The organism is Sphaerotilus sp. (assembly GCF_013299175.1).
GTDB lineage: Bacteria > Pseudomonadota > Gammaproteobacteria > Burkholderiales > Burkholderiaceae_C > Sphaerotilus.
On record NZ_JAAFKF010000002.1, the window covers coordinates 71916 to 83667 of the forward strand.

Consider the following 11752-nt stretch of genomic DNA (forward strand, 5'->3'; position numbering starts at 1 on the left):
TTGGGCAGCCCGGTGCGGGCTGGGTCAGGGATAACGCGGCGACAATGCAAAATTCGGGAAAATCTTTGTGCCTCAATGGCTTTGTTGCTAGCATTGAAGTGGTTTATTAACAGTCTGGTCCGTGCGTGGACGTGACTTTGGGGAGTCTGCGTGAGCTTTCTTGACATCCTTCTGGGCCGCAAGCATGCGTCTCTGATCGGACTGGACATCAGCTCTTCCGGCGTCAAGCTGGTCGAGCTGAGCCAGAGCGCGTCGGGTGAGTACATCGTCGAACGATTTGCCAGCGAGATCTTCGAAAAGGGATGGATCGCGGAAGGCCAGATCGAGAAGTTCGACGAGGTGGCCGATGCCGTCAAGCGCGTGATCGTCAAGAGCGGCTCGCGCACCAAGAGCGTGGCGATGGCCATGCCGCAGTCGGCCGTGATCACCAAGAAGATCGTGCTCCCGGGTGGTCTGCGCGAAGAAGAACTGGAGATGCAGGTCGAGGCCGAGGCCCACCAGTACATCCCGTTCTCGCTCGACGAGGTCAGTCTCGACTTCTGCGTGGTTGGCCCGAGTGCGCAGCAGGTCGGCGATGTCGAGGTGCTGATCGCCGCGTCCCGCAAGGACCGGGTGCAGGACCGCCAGGGGCTGGCCGAGGCAGCCGGGTTGAAGCCGGTGATCCTCGACATCGAATCCAATGCGTCCAGGCTGGCCATGAGCCGCGTCATCGACAACCTCCCCAACCAGGGGCGCGATGCGCTGGTGGCCCTGTTCGAGATCGGTGCGGATTCGACCAGCCTCAAGGTGCTGCGCGACGACGACATCCTCTACGACCGGGACCAGGCGTTCGGCGGCGCGCAGCTCACGCAGCTCATCGCGCGCCAGTACGGCCTGTCCTTCGAGGAAGCCGAGAACCGCAAGACCGCGGGTGATCTGCCCGAAGACTACGAATCCACGCTGCTGGTGCCCTTCGTCGATAGCCTGTCGCAGGAAATCGGCCGCGCGCTCCAGTATTTCTTCACGAGCACACCGCACCACAAGGTCCACTACGTGATGCTGTCCGGCGGCTCGGCCACACTGCCCGGCCTGAAAGAGCGCGTGACCGAGTTCACCGGCTTCGCCTCCCAGGTGGTCAACCCCTTTGAAGGCATGAAAATCGGCTCCGCTGTCCGGGAAAGCAAGTTGCGCCGCGAGGCCCCGTCCTACCTGACCGCCTGCGGGCTGGCGATGCGGAGATTCCTGCAATGATCCTGATCAACCTCCTCCCGCACCGGGAAGAGAAACGCAGGCGCCGCAAGCAGGCTTTTTTCCTGGGCGTTGCGCTGGCGGTCCTGGTGGGGCTGCTGATTGCGGGTGCGTGGTACCTGGTGCTGGGTGAAATGCGCCGTGAGCAGCGGACGCGCAACGAGTTCCTGCAGACCGAGATTCGCCGGCTGGAAGGGCAGATCAAGGACATCGCCTCGCTGAAGTCCGAGATCGAGGCCCTGAAGGCGCGCCAGAAGGTGGTCGAGGATTTCCAGATCGACCGCAACATGCCGGTGCATCTGCTCAACGAGCTGACCGCACAGGTGCCCGAGGGCATCTACCTGACCGCGATCCGCCAGGACGGGCAGGGCGTGGCGGTCACTGGCGTGGCGCAGACCAACGAGCGGGTGTCCGAATTCCTGCGCAACACGGCCTACCACTCGCCCTGGCTGGAGCGGCCGGAGCTTGTGGAGATCAAGGCCGCCGCAGTGACGACCGCCCGCGACCAGAAACGCCTGTTCGAATTCGCCGTGCGCCTGACGCTCAAGCGTCCGCAGGACAAGGAGCAGGCGGCACGCCCGGTGGTGCCTGGTGCGTCGGGTGTACCGTCTGCTGCGGCATCGGCGGCGCCTGCGGCGTCCGGCTCAGCGTCATGAAGGAGGCGTGATGGCCAACACGACACGTCCCCCGATGAACATCGAATTCGACACGCTGATTGACAACGTCCAGTCGCAGTTCCGCAACCTCAATCCGCAGCAGCCCGGCCAGTGGCCGCTGCTGCCCAAGCTGGCCACCTGGCTGGTGACGGCGGTGGTGGTGGTGGTGCTGGCCTGGTTTGGCGTGATCGCCGACGAGGTGCAGGCGCTCGACGACGAAGCCGCCAAGGAGCTGACCCTCAAGACCGAATACCGCACCAAGCTCGCGCAGGCCATCAACCTCGACGAGCTGCGCAAGCAGAAGCTGCAGGTGCAGGAGTACGTGACCCAACTGGAGCGCCAACTGCCGGGCAAGGCCGAGATGGACGCGCTGCTGTCGGACATCAACCAGGCGGGCGTCGGGCGCGGGCTGCAGTTCGAGCTGTTCCGGCCCGGTCAGGTGGTGATCAAGGACTATTACGCCGAGTTGCCGATCTCGTTGCGTGTCAGCGGCAAGTACCACGACATCGGCTCGTTCGCCTCCGACGTGGCCAATCTTTCGCGCATCGTGACGCTGCACAACCTCGTCATCACCATGCCGGGGTTGGCGCAGGGCCAGTCGGTTCCCAACGGCACCGGCCTGCTCGCGATGGAAGCCACCGCGCGCACCTACCGCTACCTCGACCAGGCCGAAGTCGAAGAGCACCGCCAGGCCCAGGCCAAGGCGGCCAAGGCGGCCGGAGGTGCCAAATGAGCGCGCGCGTTCGCACACTGAGGACACTGGCGGCGGTGCTGCTGGTGGCGACCACGGCGCTCACGCTCACCGCCTGCTCCGACCCGCACGAGGAGCTGCAGGCGTGGATGGACGAGCAGCGCCGCGATGCCAAGCCGCGCGTGTCGCCGCTGGTGCCGCCGCGCAAGTTCGACCCGCAGCCCTATCTGGCGGGCAATGCGGTCGAGCCATTCAGCGTCCAGAAACTGCAGGTCGCCATCAAGCAGGAGAGCCGCCAGCCCAACTCGCTGCTCTCGCCCGAAATGAACCGCCGACGCGAGCCGCTGGAAGCCTATCCGCTCGACTCGCTGGGCATGGTGGGCAGTCTGGTGCGCAGCGGCAAGACCTATGCGCTGTTGCGGGCGGACAACCTGCTGTACCAAGTCAAGGTGGGTGACTACATGGGCCAGAACTATGGCCGTGTCACCCGCATCACGGAAACCGAAATTGCCTTGCGCGAAATCGTGCAGGACGCGATTGGAGAGTGGATCGAGCGCACCAGCACGCTTGCCCTCCAGGAGCGGGCCCAGGAGAAGCGATGAAGACCACCGACAAGATTGCGATCGCCTCGACGGATCGCTGGAGCGTTCGACTGGCTGCGCTTGCCGTGCTGGCGGCAGCGCCGCTGGTCAGCTTCGCGCAGAACGCCATCCAGTCCATCAGCAATGGGCTGCAAGGCGGCAGCGAGGTCATCCGCCTGGAGTTCAGCGAGCCGCTGACTGCCGTGCCGAAGGGCTTTGCGCTGCAGTCACCCGCCCGCGTGGCGCTGGACCTGCCGGGCGTGCGCAACGCCACAGGCCACACCACCCAGGAGGTCAACCAAGGCAACCTGCGCTCGCTGGCGCTGGCCCAGGGCAGTGACCGTACCCGGCTGGTGCTCAACCTGAAGCAGTCCACCCGCTACCGCGCCGAGATCAACGGCAAGACCCTCACCGTCACGCTCGACCCGGTGTCCGTGGGGGGCGTGTCGGCGGCACCTGCCATGGTGGTCGCCGGCAGCGCCGCCGAGCCAGTGCATTTCGCCGACCCGCAGAACACCCAGCCCGAGCGCCTGCGCGACATCGACTTCCGCCGCGGCAAGGACGGCGCGGGCCGCGTCGTCGTCGATCTGCCGAGCAACCAGGTGGGCGTGGACATCCGCCAGCAGGGGCAGAACCTGATCGTCGAGTTCCTGCGCTCATCGGCTTCGGAGGGCTTGCGCCGCCGGCTGGACGTGACCGATTTCGGCACCCCGGTCCAATCCGTCACCACCACCCAGGTCGGCGACCGGGTCCGCATGGTCGTCGAGCCGCGCGGCAATTGGGAGCACAGCGCCTACCAGACCGACAACCAGTTCGTGCTCGAAGTGCGCCCGGTCAAGGTCGATCCGCAGAAGCTGACGCAAGGCGTGAGCTACGCGGGCGACAAGCTCTCCCTGAACTTCCAGAGCATCGAGGTGCGCGCGCTGCTCCAGGTCATCGCCGACTTCACCAACTTCAACATCGTCACCAGCGACACCGTCACCGGCAACGTGACGCTGCGCCTGAAGGATGTCCCCTGGGACCAGGCACTCGACATCATCATGCAGGCCAAGGGGCTGGGCGTGAAGAAGGCCGGCAACGTGCTGTGGGTGGCTCCCAAGGAGGAACTGGCCGCCAAGGACAAGGCTGAGCTGGAATCCAAGGCACAGGTGGCTGCGCTGGAGCCACTGCGCACCCAGGCATTTCAGCTCAACTACACCAAGGCCGAAGAGGTCGCCAAGGGGCTCGTCGGGCAGCAGGGCGGCGCTGCGGCGAACGGCACGACCAACGCCACGCGGCTGCTGTCCACCCGCGGCAGCGTCATCTCCGAGATGCGGACCAACCAGCTCTTCGTGACCGACATCCCGACCAAGCTCGAAGAGATCGGCCAGATGATCACCAAGATCGACATCCCGGTGCGCCAGGTGATGATCGAGGCGCGCATCGTCGAGGCCGAGGACACCTTCGGGCGTTCGCTGGGCGTGAAACTCGGGGCGAACGATTTGCGCGGCGTGCGTGGTGGCGTGCCCGGCGTGAACCTCGGGCTGGGCAACGCCACGGTGGGCGGCACCTACGGCGGCATCGGCTACCAGACCGGGCAGTCCTCCACCAGCGACTACGCCAACACCCAGTTCGTCAACCTGCCGGCCAACACCAGCACCTTGGGTGGTGCCAGCGCGGCGACCTTCGCGCTGTCGCTGTTCGGCGCGGCGTCGAACCGGTTCCTGAACCTCGAACTCTCCGCCCTCGAAGCCGAAGGCCGCGGCAAGCTGGTCTCCAGTCCACGGGTCATCACGGCCGACCAGGTCAAGGCCCTGATCGAGCAGGGGACCGAGCTGCCGTACCAGACCGCCACCTCCAGCGGCGCCACCGCGATCCAGTTCCGCAAGGCCAACCTCAAGCTCGAAGTGATCCCGCAGATCACGCCCGAGGGCAGCATCATCCTCGACGTGGATGTCAACAAGGACAGCGTCGGCCAGCAGACCGCAGCCGGCTACGCCATCAACACCAAGCATGTGAAGACGCAGGTGCTGGTCGAGAACGGCGGCACGGTGGTGATCGGTGGCATCTTCGAGATCAGCGAGACCGAATCGGTGAACAAGGTGCCGTTCCTGGGAGATATTCCCTATGTGGGTGCCCTGTTCCGGAACAAGACTCGCGCTTCGAACAAGACCGAGCTGCTCGTGTTCCTGACCCCCAAGGTCATCACGGACCGCAACGCCGCAGCCCGCTGAACCTGGACCCAACCGAAGTGATGGCAATGAACAAGATGATCTGGCGTGTCGGGGGACTGGCACTGGCGGCGGCCCTGAGCGCGTGTGGCGGTGGTGGCACGGACGCAGGCTGCAGCGTCTTTTCCAGCAGTTGCACCAGCACCACCACCACGGGCACCACCTCGACCACCGGCGCGGTCTCGACCAGCTCGGCCGGCACGGTGGCGCTGTCGCTGTCTAGCACGACGATCAGTGCCTCCACGCCCGGCACCGTCACGGCGCTGGTCCGGGACGCCAGTGGCACACCGCTGGCCAACGTGCTGGTCAACTTCTCCGTGTCGAGCGCCATCGCGACGGTGTCTCCCAGTGCCAAGACGGGGGCGGACGGCTATGCCTCGGCGACGCTCCAGCCCGTGGCGGGCACGGTCGGTGCGGCCTATGTGGTGGCCGCTGCCGATGTCTCCACCGCCTCGACGCTCACGACACGCACCGTGTTCACCGTGTCGGCGGTGGATATCACCTTGACTGCGGCGACTGCCAGCCCCACGACGGTCAACGCCTACGGCTCGTCGGTGATCACGGTCAACGTGACGGGCGCATCGTCGTCGTCGCCGGTGACGGTCAACTTCTCGTCCACCTGCGCCAGCGCGGGCAAGGCGCTGTTGTCGCCGGCCTCGATCACCGTGACCGGGCCGACGGCTTCGACCACCTACCAGGACAATGCGTGCGCCGGAACCGACCGCGTCAGCGCCGCGGTCACGGGCACCAGCGAACGCAAGCAGGTCGATCTGGCGGTGACGCCACCAGTGATCCAGGCGCTGGAGTTTGTCTCGGCCAGCCCGACCAAGATTTGTCTGGCCGGCAGTGGTTGTGCAGGCACCGCCGAAGTCCAGTTCAGCCTCAAGGACCAGTCCAGCAAGCCGATCGCCAACCGCGATGTCTACTTCTATTTGGATAACGCCAACATCGCCACCCTCTCCGCCGCCTCGAACAAGACGCTGGCCACGGGCATCGCCAGCGTGTCGGTGTCTGCCAAGTCCATTCCTTCGCCGATCCGTGTGCGTGCCTCGGTGACGCTGGACGACGGAACCTCCCTCAGCACCTACTCCAACGTGCTGGCTGTCAGCGCCGGTCTGCCGGCGGCCAACGCCTTCAGCTTCTCCGCCTCGGCCTACAACCCGGATGGCTGGCAGCGCGACGGCACCGAAAGCGACATCCGCGTCCAGCTCAACGACCGCTTCGGCAACCCCGTGCCCGATGGGACCGTCGTCAGCTTCGTCTCCGAAGGCGCCAGCATCATCCCCGCCAACTGCACCACGGTGTCGGCGGTGTGCAATGTCAAGTTCGTCACCAGCAATTACCGGCCAGCCGATGGACGTGTCGCGGTCGTGGCCTTCGCCAAGGGGGAAGAAGCGTTCAACGACGCCAATGGTGACAACCTCTACACGGCGGGCGAGGCGTTCACCGACCTCGGTCCCGTGTTCCTGGACAAGGACGAAAACGGGCAGATGGCGGCCCAAGGCGAGTACATCACCGGCGACGCGCTCAATGGCAAATGGGATCCGCTCACCTATGTCTGGGTCCAGCGCACGTTCACGCTCTCCGACAGCTCGCGCAAGCCGCGCCTGTTCAATGTGAACCCGGATGGCGTCACCTGCAGCGCGACACCCTTCCCGCCGCAGGTGCTGTCCCTGACTGCGGCGAAGGTTTGCCGCCTGACCACCCAGTTCTGCATGAGGGATGCCAACACGGCCGCTGATGCCTTGGGTGGCAATCCCGTGCCGGCCAATGCCACGCTCACCGTGTCCACCAAGGCCAAGGGCGGATCGGTGGCGGTGGACCCTTCGCCGGTCACGGGCACCTTCACCGGCCCGACCTTCCACCGCATCCAGGCCGATCTCGACGATTGCACCAAGCCACTCGAAGCCGGCGGGCCCATCGACCTGACGGTGAAGATGCCCAACGGCCAGTCCTACAAGTTCGACCTCGGCGTCCTGCAGTAAGCGCCCATCGGCACACGCAAGGTAGACTGATCGACCGTCCCGCACCGGCCACCTCGGCGCGGGCGATCGATCACCGATTTCTCCCCCAAGCGCGTGGCCCTTTCCCTTTCCATTTCCCCGGACGACGGGGCCGGTGCCCAGCGGCCCGCGACACCCACCATCAGCCTCGTCGCCATGCCCGGCGCTGGCAAGTCCACGGCCGGGCGGCACTTGGCGAATGCGCTGGGGATGCCCTTCGTGGATGCGGATGTCGAGATCGAGCGCCGCATCGGCATGTCGATCCGCGCCTTCTTCGAGCGCGAGGGCGAAGCGGCATTCCGTGACATCGAGCAAGCGGTGCTGGCCGATCTGGCGCACCGTGGCGCGCTGGTGCTGGCCACGGGGGGGGGATCGGTGCTGCGCGAGGCCAACCGGCAGGTGCTGCGCGACCACACGACAGTGGTCTACCTGCGCGCCTCGCCCGAAGAGCTGTTCCGCCGCCTGCGCCACGACACCCAGCGCCCGCTGCTGCAGGTGGCCGATCCGCTGCGCAAGCTGCGCGACCTGTTCCAGACCCGCGATCCGCTCTACCGCGAGACGGCGCACTTCATCATCGAGACCGGCCGCCCCTCGGTGCCGACGCTGGTCAACATGATCCTGATGCAGCTCGAACTGGCCGGCGTGGTGTCCGCCTTCCGTCCGGCCAAGGCCGCCACGCCCGGCGCGCTTCAACGAACCAGCCCACGATGACGATGACCACGCCCTCCGCTGTGCCCCAGATCCAGACCGTTGCGGTTTCTCTCGGCGACCGCAGCTACGACATCCGCATCGGCGCGGGCCTGCTCGACGCCGACGAAAGCTGGACCGGCCTGCCCAAGGCGGCCACCGCCGTCATCGTCACCAACACCACCGTCGGCCCGCGCTACGCCGCCCGTCTGCGCACCGCGCTCGACAAGCACTACCCGCGCGTGCTGACCATCGAGTTGCCCGACGGTGAGGCGTTCAAAGACTCGGCAACGCTGAACCTGGTCTACGACGGCCTGCTCGGCGCCGCCTGCGACCGCAAGACGGTGCTGTTCGCGCTCGGCGGCGGGGTCATCGGCGACATGACCGGCTTCGCGGCGTCCTGCTACATGCGCGGCGTGCCGTTCGTGCAGGTGCCGACGACACTGCTGTCCCAGGTCGATTCGTCGGTGGGCGGCAAGACCGCGATCAACCACCCGCTCGGCAAGAACATGATTGGCGCGTTCTACCAGCCGGTGCGCGTCATCTGCGACCTCGACACGCTCGACACGTTGCCCGCGCGCGAACTGTCCGCCGGGCTGGCCGAGGTCATCAAGTACGGACCCATCGCCGATGCGGACTTCCTCGGCTGGATCGAGGCGAACCTGCCCGTGCTGATGGCCCGCGACAAGACCGCGCTGGCCCATGCCGTGCGGCGTTCGTGCGAGATCAAGGCGGCGGTGGTCGGCAGTGACGAGCGCGAGAGCGGCTTGCGCGCCATCCTGAACTTCGGCCACACCTTTGGCCACGCCATCGAGTCCGGGCTGGGCTATGGCGAATGGCTGCACGGCGAAGCGGTTGGCTGCGGCATGGTGATGGCGGCCGACCTGTCGGCGCGGCTCGGCCTGGTGCCGGCCGAGTTCGTCACCCGCGTGAAGGCGGTGTGCGAGCGCGCTGGCCTGCCGGTGGTCGGCCCGGCGCTGGGTGTGGACCGCTACCTGGCGCTGATGCAGGTGGACAAGAAGACCGAGGCCGGTGAACTCCGCTTTGTCGTGATCGACCGGCTTGGCAGCGCCCGAATGCAGGGCGCACCTGAGTCGATGGTGCGCGCCGTGTTGGCCGCGCACTGCGAACCGGCCTGATGCGGTTCAACCTTCGGTCGGCAGGAAACCCTCGATCGACAGGTAACGCTCGCCCGTGTCGTAGTTGAAGCCAAGCACGCGGGCACCGGCGGGCAGCTCCGGCAGCTTCTGGGCAATCGCGGCCAGCGTCGCGCCGCTGGAAATGCCCACCAGCAAGCCTTCCTCGCGGGCGCTGCGGCGGGCCATTTCGCGGGCGGCTTCGGCGTCCACCAGGACCACGCCGTCGAGCAGGTCGATGTGCAGGTTCTTCGGGATGAAGCCGGCGCCGATGCCCTGGATCGGGTGCGGTGCGGGCGAGCCGCCGCTGATGACCGGCGAGGCGGCCGGCTCCACCGCGTAGACCTTCAGGTTCGGCCACCGGGCCTTGAGCACCTGCGCGCAGCCGGTCAGGTGGCCACCCGTGCCGACACCGGTGATCAGCGCGTCCAGCCCGTCGGGGAAGTCGGCGAAGATTTCCTCGGCCGTGGTGCGGACATGGACCGCGACGTTGGCCGGGTTCTCGAACTGCTGCGGCATCCACGCGCCGGGTGTGGCCGCGACCAGCTCCTCGGCCTTGGCAATCGCGCCTTTCATGCCTTTCTCGCGCGGCGTCAGCACGAACTTGGCGCCATAGGCCAGCATCAGCCGGCGGCGCTCGATGCTCATGCTCTCGGGCATCACCAGCACCAATGCATGGCCCTTGACCGCTGCGACCATGGCCAGCCCGACACCGGTGTTGCCCGAGGTTGGCTCGACGATGGTGCCGCCGGGTTGCAATGCGCCGCTGGCTTCGGCGTCCTCGATCATCGCCAGCGCGATGCGGTCCTTGATCGAACCGCCCGGATTGCCGCGCTCCGATTTGATCCACACCTCGGCGCCGGGGCCGAACAGGCGGTTGACGCGGATGTGCGGGGTGTTGCCGATCGTGGCGAGAACGTTGGCGGCTTTCATGGTCGGTGGACTCCGGGTGGTACCAAAACGGGCAAGTCGGGCAAGTCTGAGGAGAATGTGCATTCTGACCCATCGACAGCGTGCCCGTCCGGTCCTCACAATCCTGTCCGCCGCCCCTTCGACTCTCGACCATGGCCCGATTGCCCCGCCTTGCCGTTGCCGGCCTGTCCCACCACGTCATCCAGCGTGGGCACAACCGCCAGCCGGTGTTCCTCGACGACGCGGACCGCCACGCCTACCTCGGCGCCCTGCGCGAGGCGGCGGCGCTGCAGCGCGTGGCCGTTCACGCCTACGTGCTGATGGACGACCACATCCACCTGCTGGTCACGCCCCCCACCGCCGAGGCGCTCAGCAAGATGCTGCAGGCCCTTGGCCGGCGCTACGTCAGCGCCTTCAACCGCCGCCACGGCCGCACCGGCACGCTCTGGGAAGGCCGTTTCCGCGCCACCGTGCTGGAAAGCGGCCCGCATGTGCTGACTTGCATGCGCTACATCGAACAGAACCCGCAGCGCCTGATCCCGCCCACTGCCGCGACCGACTACCCCTGGTCCAGCGCCGCCCACCACCTCGGCCAGCGCCGCGATCCGCTGCTCACTGGCCACGCGCTCTACTGGGCGCTGGGCAACACGCCCTTCGAGCGCGAACTCGCCTGGCGCAGCTTGCTCGACGATGCGCTTGGCAGTGCCGAAGTGCAGGCCCACACGGACAGTGCGCTCAAGGGCTGGGCGCTCGGATCGGGTGCATTTCTTGCAAGCCTGGGTGCGACCACCGAGCGCCGCATGGCACCACGTCCCCGCGGGCGTCCCCCTCGGGCGGTGGTGTGACGCCATATTGATCCGTCCCCATTAAAGCGTCGTGAATTTGCTGCTTGTCTTTTAATCGAGCCTGACCCCATTTTGTTTTGCTTGAGGGCTGCGCTGCAGTGCAGTAAATTGGCACGGTTTTCCCTTTGCTCACCGCCATACGCAGGAGTGCGCCATGAACCAGGCTGCCTCGGGACACCCGTCCCCCCAAGAAGTCCAAGCCCTCGCCCTCGGCGGGTTGTACGACCCGGCCAACGAGCATGACGCCTGCGGCGTCGGTTTCGTCGCGCACATCAAGGGCCAGAAGGCGCACTCCATCGTCGAGCAGGGCCTGAAGATCCTCGAAAACCTCGACCACCGCGGTGCCGTCGGTGCCGACGCGCTGATGGGCGACGGCGCGGGTATCCTGATCCAGATCCCCGACGAGTTCTTCCGCGCCGAGATGGCCGCACAGGGTGTCAAGCTGCCCCCGCTGGGCGAGTACGGCGTCGGCATGATTTTCCTCCCGAAAGAGCGCGCTTCGCGTCTGGCGTGCGAACAGGCTGTCGAGCGCGCCATCAAGGCCGAAGGGCAAGTGCTGCTGGGCTGGCGCGACGTGCCGGTGGACAAGGACATGCCGATGTCCCCGACCGTGCGCAAGACCGAGCCGGTGATCCGCCAGGTCTTCATCGGCCGCGGCGCCGACGTGATCGTGCCGGACGCGCTGGAGCGCAAGCTGTACGTGATCCGCAAGACCGCCTCGGCCGCGGTCATGAAGCTCAAGCTCACGCACAGCCGCGAGTACTACGTGCCCAGCATGTCGTGCCGCACCATCATCTACAAGGG

General features: G+C 66.6%; 10 protein-coding genes and 1 pseudogene. 10 read left to right on the plus strand and 1 reads right to left on the minus strand.

All coding sequences use genetic code 11. The features are described 5' to 3' along the window. The first annotated feature begins 150 nt into the window (after window positions 1-150). The 8 genes from QZW52_RS00935 (at window position 151) to aroB (ending at window position 9194) form a co-directional block, all read left to right on the plus strand. Window positions 151-1230, plus strand: a complete 1080-nt coding sequence (locus QZW52_RS00935) for a pilus assembly protein PilM (RefSeq protein WP_293994103.1) — start codon at window positions 151-153, stop codon at window positions 1228-1230. Further along, window positions 1227-1883, plus strand: coding sequence for a PilN domain-containing protein (locus QZW52_RS00940; RefSeq protein WP_293994106.1), 657 nt, complete (start codon window positions 1227-1229; stop codon window positions 1881-1883). Before QZW52_RS00935 ends, QZW52_RS00940 begins: the two co-directional genes overlap by 4 nt. Window positions 1884-1893: 10 nt before the next feature. Next, window positions 1894-2616, plus strand: a complete 723-nt coding sequence (locus tag QZW52_RS00945) for a type IV pilus inner membrane component PilO (protein ID WP_293994109.1) — start codon at window positions 1894-1896, stop codon at window positions 2614-2616. Further along, entirely contained in the window at window positions 2613-3176 is a 564-nt protein-coding gene (locus tag QZW52_RS00950) for a pilus assembly protein PilP (RefSeq protein ID WP_293994111.1), read from the plus strand. Before QZW52_RS00945 ends, QZW52_RS00950 begins: the two co-directional genes overlap by 4 nt. Beyond that, entirely contained in the window at window positions 3173-5368 is a 2196-nt protein-coding gene (locus QZW52_RS00955) for a type IV pilus secretin PilQ (RefSeq protein WP_293994114.1), read from the plus strand. Before QZW52_RS00950 ends, QZW52_RS00955 begins: the two co-directional genes overlap by 4 nt. A gap of 20 nt (window positions 5369-5388) precedes the next feature. Further along, window positions 5389-7350: an Ig-like domain-containing protein gene (locus QZW52_RS00960; protein WP_293994117.1), complete on the plus strand. Its 1962-nt coding sequence runs from the start codon at window positions 5389-5391 to the stop codon at window positions 7348-7350. A gap of 159 nt (window positions 7351-7509) precedes the next feature. Then, window positions 7510-8079, plus strand: coding sequence for a shikimate kinase (locus QZW52_RS00965; protein ID WP_363225914.1), 570 nt, complete (start codon window positions 7510-7512; stop codon window positions 8077-8079). Continuing rightward, the gene (gene aroB / locus QZW52_RS00970) at window positions 8076-9194 is read left to right on the plus strand and encodes a 3-dehydroquinate synthase (protein WP_293994120.1); all 1119 of its coding nucleotides are present in this window, start codon (window positions 8076-8078) and stop codon (window positions 9192-9194) included. The genes QZW52_RS00965 and aroB overlap by 4 nt, the downstream gene beginning before the upstream one ends. Window positions 9195-9200: 6 nt before the next feature. Here the strand turns inward: aroB and cysK are convergent, their stop codons facing one another. Then, window positions 9201-10124: a cysteine synthase A gene (gene cysK, locus QZW52_RS00975; RefSeq protein WP_293994123.1), complete on the minus strand. Its 924-nt coding sequence runs from the start codon at window positions 10122-10124 to the stop codon at window positions 9201-9203. Between the two features lie 131 nt (window positions 10125-10255). Between cysK and QZW52_RS00980 the strand changes: the two genes are divergently transcribed. Together QZW52_RS00980 and QZW52_RS00985 are read left to right on the plus strand one after the other, a co-directional pair. Beyond that, window positions 10256-10948: a transposase gene (locus tag QZW52_RS00980; RefSeq protein ID WP_293994125.1), complete on the plus strand. Its 693-nt coding sequence runs from the start codon at window positions 10256-10258 to the stop codon at window positions 10946-10948. Window positions 10949-11102: 154 nt separating this feature from the next. Beyond that, window positions 11103-11752: pseudogene (locus QZW52_RS00985) on the plus strand (glutamate synthase subunit alpha); the annotation flags it as partial.